This window comes from Nitritalea halalkaliphila LW7 (assembly GCF_000265075.1).
GTDB classification, from domain to species: domain Bacteria; phylum Bacteroidota; class Bacteroidia; order Cytophagales; family Cyclobacteriaceae; genus Nitritalea; species Nitritalea halalkaliphila.
In genome coordinates, this window is the sequence record NZ_AJYA01000006.1 from 12,467 (window position 1) to 29,122 (window position 16,656).

Genomic DNA, 16,656 nt, shown 5'->3' on the forward strand with positions numbered 1-16,656 from the left:
CATCAGAAATAGGAGTAGCTCGCACAGGAAGCGCTCCGCAATTAGTCTTCTGCTGGGATCAACACAAACGTCCAGAACACATCTCCATCAGCACCCGAATTAATGGATAACACCATTTCCTGTGTATCAGGATTATACGATCTCACCGTGTACGTGATGGTGCGATTCGTAGGACTTTGGCCCTCGCCGATTTCACCTCCATTAAAAGCACGTGCAAATCCAATAAAGGCTCCTGTTCCCGTAACGGCCACCTGTGGTAGTACATTGGGAGCTCCAGGCACCACATTAAACGTATGCATGCCCGACTGGAATGCTGCCGAAGGAGTGCCTTCTAAGTTGGCCTCTGGCTGACAACCTGGGCCTACACCCATCCAGCCTTCACCCCAGAAATCCCCTTGGGTATCAAATTCGAAGGTACCATCCGCGCTGAAGATATAGCGATCGTTAAAGGTACACGGTCTCTCTAAAGAAAGGTTAACACTCGCGCCAGGGAACCACTGAATATCACCCGGTGCTGGACCTACTCCCCAAGAGCCCGGTGTAGGACGAAGCTTCCATGCCTTCGTTCCATCACCTGTTAATTCCTCTAAGGTCAGTGGAACATCCGGGTTGATAGAAATCATGGTTCCAATATTAATCGTTACGGCTGCACCCACAAGCGTCGGAAGGGCAGCAGCAGGGATAGCGCGTACGCGAAATTCCATCGGCCCCATTTGACCTGGCGTAATCCCATTCGCGATGGCTCTACCATTAATTTCACTGATGCTTACCTCTACCGTCGTCTCATTCGAAGAGCCGATATTCGCAGGACTTGCAAAATTATTCCCAGGACGATCCATTTGAATCGTGTACTCCACGCCTACATTCGTTCCGAAATCGGCAGGAGAAACTGTAAAGACGAAAACACCATCTTCATCTGCTTCGGAAGCGATAATCTCGGAAGGAGCAGATAAAATGGTGGCAGGAGTTTGGACGATGATAGAAGGCTGATCTACATCATTACAGGCCCAAAACAAAGCTACCAGTACAAGGAGCCAATTGAAATTTAAACGTATGTTCATATGCATTTTGGTTATTGTTAACGAACTTATTAGACTGACGCAATTTGCGGATTAATTGTTGTACAGCCGCGAAAAACACTACATCAATAGTACATCACCCTACACGTAACACTTTCTCAAAAACACATCAGGAAATTATAATAAATTGATTTTCAGCAATTTAATTTATTATTCTCTTATACAGCGCTAAAAAGCACGTCAATCCATGCGCTCCTCACCTTAAAACCTCTATAAACCCCTAAACCTCCATGAAACGAACTCAAAAATACGTCCTACACCTCCTTTGTAGCTTGCTGGCGCTCTCGGCATGCTCGATAAAGGGGAAGGAAAGAAGCAAAGCGGGAGCTGTACCTCCAGCCTGCCGGCTACACGGGCGATGCCGAGCGCGGTGGGGAAACGGGGGCAAATGGCCTACTCTTTTCAGCTGAGGGCCGCTTGGTGCTTTGCCAGCATGGCAATCGCAGCGTCGCCTACATGAACAGCCCACTTCAGGATCCCAAAGCGGATTTTGTGCCTCTGGCTGAAACTTCTGGGGCCAATACAAAGCCTGTGTTGCTCTTTCCATCAAGCAATGTTTCTTTTACACGTGATTTTAGACCGGGGATTGCATTGATAGATTCTTCAATTTCTTGTTTGGCCGTATAATGCCGCCTTATCTTTGAACTGATTCGCACCCTCCAATTTTATAATCACCTTGTTCGTCAAAAGGTATTGAAGTGCTTTGTCAGCTGCTCTTTGTCCTAATTTTTCTCTTAAAATTACTGTGTACAGTGCAACACCACCACGGCTCTCGAAAGTTTCTTTCCCCTTTTCGGATTCTTGTGGGTGAGTAATTATGTGGTCGAGGATGTAGTGCATTGCTTCGGTCACACCCTTCCTGACGTCACTTCTCGCAAAGTGCGATGTATAATCTGAGGTGTTAAAGTTTGCTGGGACCGTGTACTCTTTCTTCATACATTTGTGGCTTCCCTATAGAGGGAACAGCGTGCAAAAGTATAAAAATTTTGTGTCGCCCACATCTTTGGTTTTCGGTCTTGGGTGGTCTTGTCCCAGAAACCTCCACCCCTTAAGCCGCCTCTGAAATCCCGTTGATAAAGGTCTACACAAATCCAAGGATCTTGTCCTTGATGCGCTCGGCGATGCTCTTGCGCTCTTTGAGTGCAGGCTTTTGTTTTAGCAGTCCAATGATGTCGTCACGCAGGGGTTCTTTCTCGGTGTAGATAAAGTCACCGATGATTTTTTCCAGTCCATCAGAGTCCAGTCCTTCACTCTCGCAGAGGCTTTTGAGAGCGTCCATGCGCTCCTTGGTCCAGAAGATGGCAAATTCTTCGGGAATGTTTTCGGTGTCCTGAATCTGGGGTAGCTGCTCTCGGATAAACTTTTCGATCAGTTCCCGCTTGCTTCGGAGTTGGGCTTCTCCCACCATCAGGTCGATGATGGCTTTCTTCTGTTTCTCCTGGTCTTCTGGTTTGGCGTCTTTCAGGTTGGCCAGCAGTTTGAGAATGTAGGTCACATTGATCTCGTCCCGGTGGATCAGTTCCAGCTCAAAATCGATGTCGTTGAGGATGGAAACTTTCTCTTTTTGCTGGGAGCCCTTGCTTCGCTCATAAAGGTCCAGGTACTTGCTTTTGTAGTCTTCGAAGGACTGCTCGGGCATGGAAAGGTCTTCAAACGTAAACTCCGTGAAGGTTCCCAGAACGTTCTTCAAGCGCATAAGCTCACGGAAGGCCTTGATGAATTCCAGCTGGGCTTCTTCGTCGGACAAATCGTTTACAGCGTTGACGGTGGGCGTTACTGTAAGCAGCTCTAGGTAGGCTTCGTTGAATTTCTGCACGTACTCCTCATAGGGAGCCATGATGATTTCGTCCTTGGCATCCAGATTGGAGAAGAGGGCAATGGCCTGATCGGTGGCGGATTTCAGGTTGCGGAAAGCCACGATATTGCCCTGTGATTTGAGCTCGTCCAGGATGCGGTTGGTGCGGGAGTAGGCCTGTATCAGTCCGTGGTATTTCAGGTTTTTGTCCACGTACAGGGTGTTCAGGTTCTTGCTGTCAAAACCCGTCAGGAACATGTTTACCACCAAAAGGATGTCCACCTGCTTGTTCTTTACCTTTTTGGCAATGTCGTTGTAGTAGTTGTAGAAGCTCTGACTGTCTTGGTGGAAAAGTTGGTGCCAAATTCACGGTTATAGTCTTTGATGAAGTCGTCGAGGAATTCTCTGGGATGTTTCTGACTGTTGTTGCCATAAGGAGCAAGGTATTTTTCCTCCGCAGCCATGGGCAGGTCATCATCGCCAACTGCTCCCAGTTCGTCAATATCATCATCTATCAGATCCACATTGGCACCATAGGAGAAGATGGTTGCGACACGTAGCTGGTGCTCTCCTGCTTGCTTCTTGGATTGGAAAAGCTTGTAGTACTCGATGAGCACAGGCACGCTGGATACACAGAAAATGGCTGTGAATGTCCTGTTGTGTGTCTTTCTGCCGTGATGGTTGATGATATAATCCACCACATTGTTCAGCCGTATTGGGGCATTCATGACTTCTTCTTCATCTATCGCCTCCACATTGATGTCGAAGATATGGTCTTTCTTTTTGAAGGTGCTGATGTACTCCACGGAAAACTTAAGTACGTTTTCATCACGGATGGCATCGGTGATCACATACTTGTGGAGGCAGTCCCCAAAGAGCATGGTGGTGGTACGTTTGCCAAACTCGTTTGAACCAGCGTTTTCTTCAAAGATGGGTGTTCCTGTAAAACCGAACATCTGGCACTTCTCGAAAAAGTCTTTGATGTCGGCATGGGTTTTCCCAAACTGGCTGCGGTGGCATTCGTCAAAGATGAACACGATGCGCTTGTCCTGCAGTTGCTCCATCTTGGACTTGTAGGCATTTTTGTTGACCGCATTGGCCAGCTTTTGTATGGTGGTGACGATGAGTTTATCGTTTCCGGTCAGCTGCTCCACCAGTTTCTTGGTGTTGCTGGTAGCGTCAATACTGCCTTTGCTGAAGCTGTTGAATTCCTGTGAAGTCTGGGTGTCCAGGTCTTTTCTGTCCACCACAAATACCACTTTGTGTACCTGTTGCAGATTGGTCAGGATTTGTGCGGTTTTGAAGGAAGTGAGTGTCTTTCCCGAACCTGTGGTGTGCCAGATGTAGCCGTACTTTGGGGAGGTTTTTACACGCTCCACGATGGCTTCGGTGGCATAGTACTGATAAGGCCGCAACACCATCAGGGATTTAGCGGTCTCATTCAGGACAATGTATTTGGTGATCATCTTGGAGAGATGACATTTCTCCAGGAAGATGTCTGTAAATTCCGAAAGCTGGGTAATCAGTTTGTTTTTGGTGTCGGTCCAGTAAAAGGTCTGCTTGAAGGAACGCTGGTTGAAAGAGCTATTGGCGTAGTACTTGGTGTTGACGCCGTTGCTGATCACAAACAGCTGAATGTACTGGAATAGTCCCTGACCGGCTTCGTAGGAGTGGAGGCCATAGCGCTTGGTCTGCTTGAAGGCTTCCTTGAGTTCCAGGCCACGGCGCTTGAGTTCTACCTGCACCAAGGGCAGTCCGTTGATCAGGATGGTGACGTCGTAGCGGTTTTTGTACTTGCCTTCCATAGTCACCTGCTGGGCGACTTGAAACTCGTTTTGGCACCAGTGGATTTGGTTGATCAGTTCGATGGTTCGGGATTCTCCGCTGTCATCGGTATAGTCCACACGGTCACGGAGGATTTTGGCCCGCTCGAAGACCGATCCCTTATTGAGTGCGTTTAGAATCTGTGCAAACTCCTTTTCGCTCAGCTGGGTTTTGTTGTGTTTTTCCAGCTGGGATTTCAGGTTTTTGAGCAGGGCAGCTTCATCCGGTATCAGCACCTTCTGATAACCCAGCTGCTGCAATTGCTGCACCAAGTTGTTTTCTAAAGCCTGTTCGGGTTGTGTGGTTATGTCTGAAAAATGCCTCTGTGATCAAAACAAAACTGTTGTAGAAGCAAGATGTGGAAATATCAACGTAAAACCAAGTGTTGGCATGGGTAGAACTGCTTAAAAAGTTCTTCCTCTGCCAAACTGAGTAACAGATCACTTATAGGTGCAGGGTAAAGGACGTTTGCTTTTATCATGCCTTGGAAAGGTCAGTACCCCATGTTCATCTCCCGTGCCTCCTTTGCGATTTCTTCCAAAGCTTTGCGTCTGGTTTCTTTCAAGGCCGTTTCGTATTTTTTGATGTCTTCCAGTTTAACCCTTCGATGTGATCCCACTTTTTTGTGGGGTATTTTGCCAGTTTCCAACAGTTTGACCAAGTGGGGGCGAGAAACATTCAATAGGTCGGCAGCTTCTTGGGTACTTAACTCCTCAGAGACAGTAGAAACCTCCACACTTTTCCCACCTGCCATAGCTTCTAAAACTTTTTGTAGAAGTAGAACAGCTTTTTTTGGTAATGAAATAGATTTCCCTTCAATTTCGAAGAGTATCGAGTCCTTCGTCTCCATAGTCACAGTAATGCTTTCGAGAGTCATAAAGGACTTTTGAGCCTCTTCCTTATCCTCCTTTGAAGGTTGTATAATTGATGTTGTCATGACCATGGTTATATATGAAAATGTAATATAGTAAACGAAACAAACGAAACAAAAGTTTATTGGAAAAGTTCTTACGCTACCGCAAACGAAAAGACCCGTCAGGTTTTCAAAACCTGACGGGTCTAAGGCAAAAGCCACGCCCTGGGACGCTGTTCTGATGGGTAGCGTGGCGTGTACTGTTAATGCAAAGGTAATGATAATATGATAGGATTCACCCAAGATTAGCGGAAGCTTTTCATCCTCAGCTTTTCCAGAGTTCTTGATTTTCCCAATTGTTTAGAAAACCAAGTTTGTAAATCTGCATGGATGGACTTTCTTCAAACAGGCTCAGTATTTTCATTTTGATCTGGTGATTAGGCGTGACCTTGTTACATAGGAATAGCATACAAGAGATGATTAAAAATGGTTTTTTCATTTGGACTTCAGAGAGAGGTAAGTTGAGCCAAAGTGATGTCGGATTTTTCAAGTTTACTCTTGGGCGTTTGACCATGTCCCTACTCCATAATCTTGAATGATGCGCTATAATATTTCTTACATACCCGATCGCCTCAAGCCAACTAGATAACTCCACGTGTAAATTTAGTCCCATGCCTTTTGCTATGGCAGATTTTTCAGGGAGATCATGTTTCAAGTTTTTATAAAACTTGGACAATGTGCCAAATGAAGCGATCTCCAAGATCTTCCAAGACTCAGGATGATTTTCAGGATGCCTTCTTTTGTGGTCTTTGATAAATATCTCTTGGCTGTAGCCAAATTCATCCATCAATTTGGAAAGATTTTTCGCTTGTTTAACTTGGTCTGTTACAATATTTGGATCTTGATACCAACATGGTCCTTTCCCCAATGAAAGATGGTAAATCATTTGGGTTCGTAAGGCTACCTCTATCCTCTCCACAGCATCAAATAAAATCAGTCGAAGATGTCTGTCGAAGTTGTAACGATCCACTATATCCTCAAAGTAGGTTTGAGGTTGAAGCTGATGAGTAATCCTGTCTGCTTGCATATCCCACCAGTAACCTTTGAGTCGGTAATAACTGATATTTTGTAAAAAATGGGGAGCTGTGGACTCGTCCCTAAAGAGCATTCCCCTTGATTTGAGCAGTTCAATTTGCTCTTGAATAGTGTATGCTGGCTTTGACATAGTAATAAAAAAAAATGACCCGAGAGCAGATCTTACGGTATGCAACTCAGGTTCTGTTAATGCAAATTTACGTAAATAATTACGAAAAGTAAAAATATGTTTACAAATTTGTAAAAATGCTTTCTCCTCACCGAAGGCCTGCGTGTTATGCAGGAGTGTCATTAGGTGTGGAGGGGGTGCTTTTACTTTAGCGTTCATCCTACCGTTCGGAGGAAGGAAATCGGAAAACGCAAGTGCGGTGATCGCTTGCGTTTTCTGCGTTTTTGGGAATATTTACGTTGATTTAGTGTTGTTAATTTAAGGGGATTGTTAAAACTCCGATAGGAGTTTACTACCGTAGGTTATTAGCCTGAGTGCAAACTCGGGGAATTGGGATGGTATGTTCATAGGTTATTCCAACTCCGGAGGAGTTGAATTTTGCACGGGGGAGGTGTTTGTTTGTGTAATTCAACCTTGTCAGGGTTGGGGGATTGGGGTTATGGTGATTTCTTTTTTACCCCGAGTAGCGACTCGGGGCAAATGCCTTGCGGGATTGAACCCCTTTCGGGGTTTGGAGGAATTTCGGGAAAACGTGGTTGCTTTAATTATAACCTATACAGAATTCAAACAAACATCTGCTGCAACAGCCCCTTCTTCCAAGTGCTCAAGCCTTGGATCTGGCTGTCAAGCGTTTCAAGGTTTTGGTCAATGGTGTTCAGGAAAGCTGCGATTTTTTTCTGTTCTTGGACGGATGGATACGGGATTTTAATTTGCCCGAAATTGTCAAATGTGATTTGTTTGCCGTCTCGTATTCCGACCACAGTTTGACTTAGCCTTGTGATGAAGCTTTCTTTTTTAAAGTAGAATTTGTAAAACTGCGGTTCTACTGGGATTTTGTTCCGCAGTACAGTGTATGCAGGACTACAAATACCCAGAAATTTTGAGTGATCAAGTCCGCCTTGAAACGATCTCAATGAGATCACGAAGTCATCAGGTTCAACGATCTTGTAAGATGTAACGCTTTTTTCTGATGCTTGAATCTTTATCCCATTTTCCTCACGCAAAACCATCCCTCTTTCTTGTGAAGCGGAGAGTATGGGTAAATCCCCATTATGCTTTTTGTTCGAAATGTTCATAAAGACATCTTTGGATTTCTTCTCCTCCCAATCCGGAAACTTACTCCCATCATCCTTCTTGAAACGGATCTGTTGAGTGAAGATCTGCTGCATCACGCCCTTTTTGTAGGCTTCCAGCTTTTCCTTCTTTCGCTCCAGCAACTCGATCCGCTCGTCCACCGATGAAAGGAATGACGCGATCTTTTGCTGCTCGGGGAGGGTTGCGATCGTAATTTCAACTGATGAAAGTGTTTCTTGACCGACATTATAACGTGTGCTACCTCCACTTTTTGAAGTGATTTCTTGTCTTGAAAGGGGTGTTTTTAAAAGATGATTGATGAAAATTGGGTCATAATCACTCTTTTTCTTTCCCCTGATAACAAAGCCACCAAACAATGCTGGTTTTTCTCTATCGAGATACACATTTGCTTGTCCTACTTCTTCCCTTGTTTCAGAACTGCGCTGAAAAAGTACATCGCCATATTCAACTTTGTATATCTCTTTGTTTTTTTCAGACGCTTTAACGGACCCAATGATTTTGTCGTAGGTTATAAAATTGTTTTGGATGATGTCCAAAACGTTGATGAATTTTTCTCCATCACCATAATCTTCTTTTCCGGCATTGAGTCCGTTTTTGAAAGTCAGGAGTTCTCCTAAAGTGGTTTTTTCCCAGCTTTCAGAAAACCCTATAAATCTCAATTTTGGCTTTCGTGTAGATTTTTTTTCCATCAAAACGGCGCTTTAATTCCTAATTCCTCACAAAAGCTTATCCCAAGTGTAGTCCTGTCAGGTTTTGGAAACCTGACAGGACTTGTATTGCAGCTCGCTATTTTACTTACTTTCATATTCCTATCGAAACAAGTTGATATATTCCTTAAATGCAAAGATCCTATTCCGCTTGAAGCCAGTGAGCTCCTCCAAAATCCCCAGTTCCTGAAAGTCACGGATCATTCGGTTGGCAGTGGAGTTGTGCACATCGAGCATCTTTTCCACTTGCCCTACATCCACGATGGGTTGCCGGTAGAGTTCCGTAATCAAGCGCTTGGCATCTCCCTGCTTCTTGCCCAGCTTGATCAGTTCCTGAAACTCGTATTTTTCCCTCAAGCGGATGATTTCCTGAAAGGTACGGATTCCGGATGTGGTGGTCTCGATCACACCTTTGAGAAAAAAGGCAATCCATTCTCCCATCGCATCTTTTTCCCGTACCCGCATCAGGTTGTCATAATAATCCCTCCTGTTGCGTTCAAAGTAATCGGAGAGGTATAAGGTAGGATATTTTAGCAGCCCTTTGTCTAATAGATACAAGGTAATCAAGAGCCTTCCTACCCGTCCATTGCCATCCAAGAAAGGGTGGATGGTTTCAAACTGATAGTGGACCATGGCAATCTTTACCAGATGAGGGATTTGCAAGTGATCGTCATGGATAAATTTTTCGAGATCGCTCATCAGGGCATGCACTTCCGTGTGTAAAGGTGGGACAAATACCGCATGCTTTAAGCTAGGCCCGATCCAGTTTTGGCTGTTGCGGAATTCTCCCGGCAGCTTCTCTTGGCCTCTTACCCCATCAAGAAGCACAGCATGTGTCTTTCGGATCAGACGGGTAGAAATAGGCAGCTTCTCCATATCCTGAATGGCCTGATTCATGGCTTTTATATAGGCATGTACCTCCTGCCAGTCATCCCTACGCTCCGGATCGATGTCCTCTTCATTGGCCAAAGCCTCTTGAAAAGAAGTCTGTGTTCCCTCGATTTTGCTGGACACCGTAGCTTCCTTGGTGACGTGCATTTTGATAAAGAAATCAATGTCAGGTACCAAGTCAGAAAAAGCATCCAACCTACCTAAATTTCTGTCAGCCTGACTCAATAATGTCAAGATAGCAGGGTCACTCAGCACCCATGACTCATGGATGTGATTGGGGCTAAAACTCCTGTATTCGATCTGTTTTAGCCAAGTACCTGCTTTGAAGTTCTTGATATCTTTCATCCCCTATGTTTAGCTGCAAATATAAATTACCATAATTGCACTTAAATCGTTTTCTGCAAATATAAAAATTTATATTTGCACTTAATTCATTTTCTGCAAATACAGGTTTTTATATTTGCAGTAACTCAGACAAAGGCCTGCCAGGTTTTAAAAACCTGGCAGGTCTAATCTAGAACGGTGCTTTAATCCCCAATTCCTCACAAAATGCTTTCAGGACAGCTTCGTTGCTTTTCAGTGCTGCGTCCAGTTGCTGTATTTCTGCGGCGGTGGCGTCCAGATCCACAGGTTCTTCTTCCTCAAAGGTGTCCACATAGCGGGGAATGTTGAGGTTGTAGTCGTTTTCGGCGATCTCTGCCAGGGAAGCCACGTAACTGTACTTGTCAATGGTCTTGCGCTCACGATAGGTCTTTACGATTTTGTCCACGTCTTCTTCCCGCAGCTCATTTTGATTGCCGACTTTGATGTAATTGCCCCTTCCGCTGGCATCGATAAAGACCACATTGTCGTCCTGCTCCCGGCACTTCTTCAGCACCACAATACAGGTCGGGATGGTAGTTCCATAAAAGATGTTGGCAGGTAGTCCGATCACGGCATCAAGGACGTTCATCTCTTTGATCATGTACTCCCTGATCTGTCCTTCTGCACCTCCACGGAAGAGTACCCCGTGAGGAAATACGCTGGCCATAATGCCGTTTTCCGCTAGTTGGTACAGCATGTGCTGCATAAAGGCAAAGTCAGCCTTGGTCTTGGGGGCCAGTCTTCCGTATTGGGAGAAGCGCTCATCGGTATGGTACAAGGGATGGTCGTCTCCTTTCCAGTGGGCGGAAAAAGGTGGGTTGGCCACCACGGCTTCAAATCTATAATCCAGATGCTGTGGGTGCATCAGCGTGTCTTCCTGGGCGATGTTGAACCTGCGGTAGAGGATACCGTGCAGGATCATGTTCATGCGGGCCAGATTGTAGGTGGTACGGGTGAGTTCCTGTCCGAAAAATTCGCTGACCTCCACTTCCTTGGCCACCCGGAGCAGAAGGGAACCCGATCCGGTCGTAGGGTCATACACGGATTTGAGTTTGTCTTTACCGGTTGTCACGATCTTCGCGAGAATCTTGGACACCTGCTGTGGGGTGTAGAATTCCCCGGCGGTTTTGCCTGCTCCTGCTGCAAACTTGCCAATCAGGTACTCGTAGGCATCTCCCAAAACGTCCGACTCGATGTCATGCAACTTGAAGTCGATTTTGCTCAGGTTTGAGGATCTGTACCACCACTTCGTTTCGGGCTTTAGGGGTACGTCCGATTTTGCTGGAACTGAGATCAATGTCAGAAAAGAGGTCGTTGAAGTCTTCCTCGGAATCGGTGCCCATGGTGCTTTGCTCGATGTGGTTGAGCACGGCTTTCAGGTCTTCCAGGATGTAATTGCTGTCCGTCTCGGTGGAGGCATTGCCCTTGGCCGTCATGGATTCGAAGAGTTCCTCGGGTTTGAGGAAGTAACCCAGGTGCTGCAGGGATTCTTCTTTGATGGCGTCCGGCATTTCGGGGTCGGTAAGTTGCAGGTAGTCCTTGACTTCCTCTGTTTCCAGCAGGTCGTTGGCGTAAATGTACTGTCGCTCGGACAGGTATTTGTAGAATATAAAGCCTAGGATATAATCGCGGTAATCGTCTGCACTTACTTTGCCCTTAGGACGTTGGCGATATTCCAGAGCTGGCTTTCCAGCAGTTGTTTTTGGTCTTCTGACATAAAATTTTTGGCTTGAACGTTTTTGGGCGGTCAAGTTTTGCCCCTGAATGAAAAACATTTCGTAGGCTAAGATAAGGGTTTGGGTGAAAATTGCCAGTATCGGATATGAGATAGCCTCACCAAAATGATGAGGCCTCGGATTTTAATCAGTTGCGTTTAAATGGTCGGCATTTACCGTTTTACCCAAATACCTTTCGGCAGACTTGCTCATGCATGTTGTCCAGCACTTCATTGTCAAAGAGTTCCAAATAAATCCCAGTCGCCGCATTCCCGTACTCATGCCCAAGGGCTTCCGCAATGATGTCTTTGCTGAACCCCAGTTGTTTGGCGATGTTGGAATACGTGTACCGGAACACGTAGGTGGTGATGGGTTCTTGAGTATTGGCCATTTCGCCCAGCTGCTTGAGGTATTTGTTGATCAGCTTGCCAATACACCAAGAGCTGTACAGGAATTTGTTTTCGCTGGATACTTCGAGCTTTACAAAGCGCTTCATTTCTTCCAAACTGAGCACCCTTGGGGTGGTCTTGCCCCGTTTGATGGTGTATTTGTAGAAAGGGTACCATGCTTGGTCCACGAGTTCCTGCTTGATGGCTTTGTTACAGATGGCTTTCAGCGCACGCATGTACACACCCACTGTGTTGACGGTCAACTTTCTTTCATAGAGCCTGCGCTCGATGTCCAAAATGTCTTTGAATACAAATTCGCTGAAAGGTTTGTGGAGGTTGTGGATTTTCTCCAGGACAGAGAGGCTGTTTTTGTACACTGTGGCATTTCCCGTTCGGCCCGTTTGGTACAGATGCTCGATTTCTCTTTGCCAAAAGATATGCATGGTCACCTCATGATTAGACTCGCTTTGGAGCAGGGTCAACTTCAGCTGCTGCGCTGTAAGTTGCTTCAATTTCTGTACAGGGATCTCCTGCAAGCGTTGATTGTAGAGCTGAAGTTGTTCGAGAAGCTTGGCATTTCCTTCGGGATTGTTGCGGTATTGTCCGCCTTTTTCAGAAAATTCCGATTTTTTTGCACGCAGACCAGTCGGAATGTTACGGTGTTCGCGGTTGTGGGACACTCTTAAGACGATGGAGTAAGCTCCGTTTTTCGCGGTTTTTCGCGTGTCCAGGTGGATTTTGATTGTTGCCATAAGCGTTGTGTTTATGGCTTTCTCGGTGCTGAAAAAGGTGCACGCATTTTGCACGCATTTTGGAAAAATAGGGTGAATATGCTGGTTTTTCAGCTCGTTTCAACTGCGTTTTTCGGTGAATGCTTTTCCGCTTGTTGTAATGAAAAAAGCCCCAGAAATGCATTCTGAGGCCGTTTTTAAAACAGAAAAGCCCCAGATTTCTCTGAGGCTTTTGCTCCCCCTCTTGGGCTCGAACCAAGGACCCCATGATTAACAGTCATGTGCTCTAACCAGCTGAGCTAAGGAGGAATTTTAAACTTTCAGGCGGCTAAACCCCTGAAGTATGATGCAAAGGTAGTGCTTTCCTTAAATTCTGCAAAACATCTCCAGAAAAAAAATCCACCCCCACACTCAATTTTCTAATAATCAGGCAAAAAAAGTTTTGCCCGTAGGGCAAAGACTAAGACGCCGAGGAGCCCGTACCTAAAAGGGCCAGCATCTGCCGTCGCGACTCGCCCACCTTTCGGTAAAAATGAAGCCATGCAAAGCCCAAATTCACCACCCCAAGGCCCAAAGCCCCATAAGCATACGGCCACTCCTTCGCCACAAAACCGAAAAACAGGAACAACACAAAGGTCAGCACGGTCCAAAAGTTCAAGAAAAACCGCGAACCGGGAAAAAGCCGATACGAAAGGAACAAAATCGCCCCCCGCGAGCATTCCTCCAGCCGCCCCCGTATCAAAGGCACAAAACTGTCCGCCTTTCGCAGCCGAACCGATAGCCGAAAACCTGTCTCCTCGATCGTGCCATTAAAATGCACCTGACCCGATCCCACCGCCGGCCGCCGAAAATCCATATAATCCACCTGCTCGGTCACCTCCTCGAGGCGACTGAGAATCTCGCGGCTCTCCAGCGAACAAACGATCACTTCATCATAGCGTGGTAAAAGACTCATGCTTACGAAACAGAAAAAGGCCGGATTCGTTTACACACACCGGCCTTTTTTCCACTTATTTTACTGCTATACAGCTAATTTCCACATTCACGTCCTTCGGCAGGCGACTCACCTCCACCGTCTCGCGTGCAGGGGGATTCTCCTTAAAATACTGACCATAGGCCTCATTAATGGTCCCGAATGCCCCCATGTCCCGGATAAAAATGGTGCATTTCACCACATCCGAAAACCCAAAACCAGCCGCCCGAAGCACCGCCTCTAAGTTCTTCATCACCATGTGCGTCTCCTCGGTGAGGTTTTCGTTTATCAACTCACCCGTGGCAGCATCCAGCGGAATCTGCCCGGACACATATAGGGTGCCCCCCACTAAAACTGCCTGACTGTAAGGACCTATCGGAGCCGGAGCCTCCGCCGTATAAATAATTTGTTTGCTCATGTAGCGTTCTATTTGGGATTAAATTGTACCGTATTCATCAGGTGCATCATGTCCACCTTAATATACTCGATCACAGGGGATAAAGAATCATTTTTTACTGCCGTCTCGAAGTACAGCGCTCCGCGCAAAAAATGGCGAGTGGAATCGGTCACAAAGAACTGAAACTGGGTCGGCACCTCTCCACTCAGCTCCGCCACCACCCCCGTGTAGCCATGGGGCGTGCGCAGCACCCGCTCCTCGATGCCATAGGCCTTCACCTGATGCTGAGCCGTCAAGTTCACCGCATCCTCTAACACCATCCGCAGCGACTTACCCCCCACACCGATCGGCTGATAGGTGAAGTGAACCTTCGCCCCGAACTCCGGGTAGTGCAAGTTGATCCAATAGGGCTCCGAAGCATTAAAATGATCGGGCTCCACACGGCTATGTACCGAGTGCTCGAAGCGATAGGGAAAAGGCTCTTCCAAAGTGGTGAAGGCAAATTCCGGCAAATCAATGCGGTTATACCCCTTAGGCTTAGGGAGATAGTTTTCCCCACAGGCCATACAGAGAAACAATACACAAATAAGCGCTGTTATGCTTTTTGACATAGTCAAAAGTAATCATTTAAAAGGAATACTAAAAACATGAGAAAACCAACTTTTACCCAAGCAGCGGCCTGGATGCTGTCCCTCGGACTGCTTTTCGCCGCCACCATCGCGCAGTGCTCAGACGTCCATGGAGGAATTCGTAAAAAAATGGGATAATGGCCTGGCCTTTACCCTGGAAACCATCGACGCCATGCCGGACGACCTCCTCGACTATAAGCCCCATGCTTCTGCCATGAGCTTTAAGGAGCAAGTCGCCCACTCAGCTACCTCTATCGTGTGGATCGCGAAAAATACGTTGGACGGACCCGAGCCAGATTTCGACACGAGCGCCACGCCAGCGAATAAGGCCGAACTGAAGGCACTCGTGGAGGCTTCTTACGCCTACGGCAAAAACTTGGTCGCCAGCCTCAGCCCGGAAGACTTAGAAACGCAGGTGGAAAGCTTCGCCGGCACCGTGACCAAGCGCCAGCTTTTAGCCCTCATGGATGATCATGCCACCCATCACCGTGGAGCCGCCATCGCCTACATCCGTGCGAATGGCATCGAGCCCCCTCGCTACCGCGGACTATAAACCCAAAAAAATCGCAGCCCGAAAGAAAGGGATAAAAAAAATCCGATCGCCTCTGGAAAAGCCCAAAAGCGATCGGATTTACTTTTTTTACGATGTGGGAAACTCCTTATTCCGTATCGACCCAAGTTACTTTTTCAGCGATATCGCCTCTTCGCCCTGCAGGATAGCGCTCCGATGCTGGCTTGGCCACATAGAAAAAGCCCATCAGCATGTCTTCCTCTTTTAGCGCGAAGAAAGGCTTGGCCTCCGGCCAAAAGGTACAGCCGCCCGTACCCCAGTAGGCTGCTAAACCATGCGCAGTGGCCGTCAAGTACATGTTTTGAACCGCCATCGCGACCGCTGCGATCTCCTCCATCACCGGAAGGTTCGCCCGCGTATCCCGAATCATTTTGATGGCGATAATATGGGAGGCCTTCAGCGGGTTTTCATATAATTTCTGATAAGTAGCCGGAATAAAATTTCCCGCCGCCTCGCTGCGCCGCTTGTAGGTCTCGGCCTGGAACTTCGCAAATTTCTTTTTGCCCTCCCCCGTGAAAACAGTGAAGGACCAGGGCTGCGTCAGCTTATGCGTAGGGGCCCAATTCGCATTTTCCAGCATTTCAGCGATAACCGCATCGTCTACAGGATCATTTTCTTTAAACTGCGCCACAAATTGTGAACGACGGCCGCGTAAAAGTTGGCTCACCGTCTCTGGCGCTATTATAGGTCTTTCCATAGGTGCTATTTTTTACCCTTAAAAAGGGAAAAATGCTGAAATAAGTTCAGCAGGCGACCGCCAGGACTAAGCTGGCGCAGCTGGAAGCGAATTCCCTTTTCGGCTTTGGCGATCGTCTCGCGCGTCAGGCCTGGGTCGATATTTCCGGCGCGCGAATCCAGCATCTCCTGAAGCCAGACCTTTGGGTTTTTCGTGCCCTTCCAGTCCCGCAGCATCTTCCGCGTCACGCGAACATTTTCAGGGCAGTTCACCAAACTGGAAATCTCCTCATCGGTCAGGGTATCCTTATGGATCTCGAAAATTTCTTCCGGGCTGAAAACATGCAGGAAAGCATAGGGATCTCCCACGCGTAAAATATCTCCACAGAAGCAGTCTGTGAACATGGCGATGCCCTCGCCGCGCCTGACGGCTGCGGCAAAAAGCGTGGTACACTGCTTTTCGAAGTCGGCTTCGATCCGCATGCGGCAATAGGGTCGTGCATGTGTGGACATGGCATAAAAATCAGGCGGATAGCCAGTGTTTGGCCTACCCACCAATCTACAGAAAAGGAAAAAAAACGCGTACCTACTGTACGCGCTTAACATCTATAACACTACTCGTGATCGCATTCGCCTTCTTCATGTCGATGCCATAAATTCGGCGAAAAGCATCCACGATCAGCTGGCCTCCCATAAAGTGAAACG

14 protein-coding genes, 1 tRNA gene and 2 pseudogenes are annotated in these 16,656 nt (G+C 47.0%); 1 reads left to right on the forward strand and 16 read right to left on the reverse strand.

Annotated elements, in window-relative coordinates; translation table 11 throughout:
- Nucleotides 1-41 precede the first annotated feature (41 nt).
- From A3SI_RS17000 to gldD, 13 genes and pseudogenes are all read right to left on the reverse strand, one after another.
- A complete protein-coding gene (locus A3SI_RS17000; RefSeq protein ID WP_009053548.1) occupies nt 42-1,061 on the reverse strand; it encodes a SusE domain-containing protein in 1,020 nt (339 codons plus the stop codon).
- A gap of 621 nt (nt 1,062-1,682) precedes the next feature.
- Nucleotides 1,683-2,015 carry a hypothetical protein gene (locus tag A3SI_RS02870; RefSeq protein WP_009053549.1) on the reverse strand — a complete coding sequence of 111 codons (333 nt, stop codon included), beginning with the start codon at nt 2,013-2,015 and terminating at the stop codon, nt 1,683-1,685.
- 145 nt (nt 2,016-2,160) lie between these two features.
- Nucleotides 2,161-5,006, reverse strand: a pseudogene (locus tag A3SI_RS02875) (type I restriction endonuclease subunit R).
- Nucleotides 5,007-5,191: 185 nt separating this feature from the next.
- A complete protein-coding gene (locus A3SI_RS02880; protein ID WP_009053550.1) occupies nt 5,192-5,854 on the reverse strand; it encodes a helix-turn-helix domain-containing protein in 663 nt (220 codons plus the stop codon).
- 22 nt (nt 5,855-5,876) lie between these two features.
- The gene (locus tag A3SI_RS02885; RefSeq protein WP_202946840.1) at nt 5,877-6,974 is read right to left on the reverse strand and encodes an Abi family protein; all 1,098 of its coding nucleotides are present in this window, start codon (nt 6,972-6,974) and stop codon (nt 5,877-5,879) included.
- A 404-nt stretch (nt 6,975-7,378) separates the two neighbouring features.
- Nucleotides 7,379-8,599, reverse strand: a complete 1,221-nt coding sequence (locus tag A3SI_RS02890) for a restriction endonuclease subunit S (protein WP_009053552.1) — start codon at nt 8,597-8,599, stop codon at nt 7,379-7,381.
- Nucleotides 8,600-8,719: 120 nt separating this feature from the next.
- The gene (locus A3SI_RS02895) at nt 8,720-9,853 is read right to left on the reverse strand and encodes a Fic family protein (RefSeq protein ID WP_009053553.1); all 1,134 of its coding nucleotides are present in this window, start codon (nt 9,851-9,853) and stop codon (nt 8,720-8,722) included.
- A gap of 169 nt (nt 9,854-10,022) precedes the next feature.
- A pseudogene (locus A3SI_RS02900) lies at nt 10,023-11,588 on the reverse strand (type I restriction-modification system subunit M).
- 179 nt (nt 11,589-11,767) lie between these two features.
- Entirely contained in the window at nt 11,768-12,727 is a 960-nt protein-coding gene (locus A3SI_RS02905) for a site-specific integrase (protein ID WP_050977347.1), read from the reverse strand.
- 214 nt (nt 12,728-12,941) lie between these two features.
- A tRNA-Asn gene (locus tag A3SI_RS02910) sits at nt 12,942-13,015 on the reverse strand.
- Between the two features lie 151 nt (nt 13,016-13,166).
- Complete coding sequence (locus tag A3SI_RS02915; RefSeq protein WP_009053555.1) at nt 13,167-13,661, reverse strand: hypothetical protein; 495 nt, start codon at nt 13,659-13,661, stop codon at nt 13,167-13,169.
- Between the two features lie 55 nt (nt 13,662-13,716).
- Nucleotides 13,717-14,097, reverse strand: coding sequence for a RidA family protein (locus A3SI_RS02920; protein WP_009053556.1), 381 nt, complete (start codon nt 14,095-14,097; stop codon nt 13,717-13,719).
- Nucleotides 14,098-14,105: 8 nt separating this feature from the next.
- Complete coding sequence (gene gldD, locus A3SI_RS02925) at nt 14,106-14,687, reverse strand: gliding motility lipoprotein GldD (RefSeq protein WP_040669945.1); 582 nt, start codon at nt 14,685-14,687, stop codon at nt 14,106-14,108.
- A 127-nt stretch (nt 14,688-14,814) separates the two neighbouring features.
- Here gldD and A3SI_RS02930 point away from each other — a divergent pair, with 127 nt between their 5' ends.
- Nucleotides 14,815-15,258, forward strand: a complete 444-nt coding sequence (locus tag A3SI_RS02930; protein ID WP_009053558.1) for a DinB family protein — start codon at nt 14,815-14,817, stop codon at nt 15,256-15,258.
- A 106-nt stretch (nt 15,259-15,364) separates the two neighbouring features.
- Here the strand turns inward: A3SI_RS02930 and A3SI_RS02935 are convergent, their stop codons facing one another.
- From A3SI_RS02935 to A3SI_RS20080, 3 genes are all read right to left on the reverse strand, one after another.
- Nucleotides 15,365-15,973, reverse strand: coding sequence for a nitroreductase family protein (locus tag A3SI_RS02935; protein WP_009053559.1), 609 nt, complete (start codon nt 15,971-15,973; stop codon nt 15,365-15,367).
- A gap of 5 nt (nt 15,974-15,978) precedes the next feature.
- Entirely contained in the window at nt 15,979-16,434 is a 456-nt protein-coding gene (locus A3SI_RS02940; protein WP_009053560.1) for a hypothetical protein, read from the reverse strand.
- Nucleotides 16,435-16,537: 103 nt separating this feature from the next.
- A complete protein-coding gene (locus tag A3SI_RS20080) occupies nt 16,538-16,645 on the reverse strand; it encodes a DUF6140 family protein (protein WP_238531570.1) in 108 nt (35 codons plus the stop codon).
- Nucleotides 16,646-16,656 lie beyond the last annotated feature (11 nt).